Below are 1,329 nucleotides of genomic sequence, written 5' to 3'. Positions count from 1 at the left end.
CGCGGCGGCGCCTCGCCCCGGCCGCGCCCGGCGCCATCGCGCGCCGCCTGCGGAAGCGCCGGCTGCTGGCGCGGAACCAGGCAATGCGGCCCGTTGCCGATCAGGTCCGCGCGCCCCATGCGCATCAGGCCCTCGCGCAGGATCGGCCAGTTCTCCGGGTCGTGCCAGCGCAGGAAAGCCTTGTGCAGCTTGCGGACCCTGCCCGCGCGCGCAGTTTCGACCGCTTCGGAGTCGGCCGACACCTTTTTCAGCGGGTTCTTGCGCGAGTGGTACATCGTGGTCGCCAGCGCCATCGGCGTGGGCAGGAAAGTCTGCACCTGGTCCAGGCGGAAGTCGTGTTTCTTCAGCCACAGCGCAAGGTTCAGCATGTCCTCGTCGGTGGTGCCGGGGTGGGCGGCGATGAAGTACGGCACCAGGTGCTGCTTCTTGCCCGCCTGCGCCGAGAACTTCTCGAACATGCGGCGGAACTCCTCGTAGGCGCCGATGCCCGGCTTCATCATCTTGGAGAGCGTGTTCTCCTCGGTGTGCTCGGGGGCGATCTTGAGCAGGCCGCTGACGTGGTGCGTGACCAGTTCCTTCACGTATTCGGGTGAGCGCACGGCGAGGTCGTAGCGCAGCCCGGAACCGATCGTGATGCGCTTGACGCCGGGCAGCGCCCGCGCCTTGCGGTACAGCTCGACCAACGACGAATGGTCGGTGTTCAGGTTCTCGCAGATGCCCGGATACACACAGGACAGACGCCGGCAGTTTTCCTCGATCGCCTTGCTCTTGCACGCCATGCGGTACATGTTGGCGGTGGGGCCGCCGAGATCGGTGATGTGGCCCTTGAAGTCGGGCGACTTGTCGCGGATCTCCTCGATCTCGTGCAGGATCGATTCGTGCGAGCGGCTCTGGATGATGCGGCCTTCGTGCTCGGTGATCGAACAGAATGTACAGCCGCCGAAACAGCCGCGCATGATGTTGATCGAGAACTTGATCATGTCCCAGGCCGGAATGCGCGCGCCGCCGTAGCTTGGATGCGGTGCGCGGGCGTAGGGCCGGCCATAGACGAAATCCATCTCGGGCGTGGTGAGCGGGATCGGCGGCGGGTTGATCCACACGTCGCGCGCGCCCGGGCCTTCGCCGTGGCCCTGCACCATCGCGCGCGCGTTGCCGGGGTTCGACTCCAGGTGGAACACGCGCGAGGCATGGGCGTACATCACGGCGTCGTCCTTGACCTGCTCGAAGGACGGCAGGCGGATGACGGTATGGGCGCGGTCGGCGCGGCGGGCGGCGACGCGCTCGGCCGCCGGCACGATGCGCACCGGCTGGGCGCCGTCGGCCGCTGGC

The 1,329-nt window shown here is 67.7% G+C and carries 1 protein-coding gene; it reads right to left on the bottom strand.

Translation table 11 applies throughout. The features are described 5' to 3' along the window. On the bottom strand, positions 1–1,329 hold a 1,329-nt coding region (locus tag C666_RS19045), incomplete at both ends, for a YgiQ family radical SAM protein (protein ID WP_004350559.1).

The organism is Thauera linaloolentis 47Lol = DSM 12138 (assembly GCF_000310205.1).
In the GTDB taxonomy this organism is placed as follows: domain Bacteria; phylum Pseudomonadota; class Gammaproteobacteria; order Burkholderiales; family Rhodocyclaceae; genus Thauera; species Thauera linaloolentis.
This window is presented reverse-complemented; position numbering and strand designations above follow the sequence as displayed.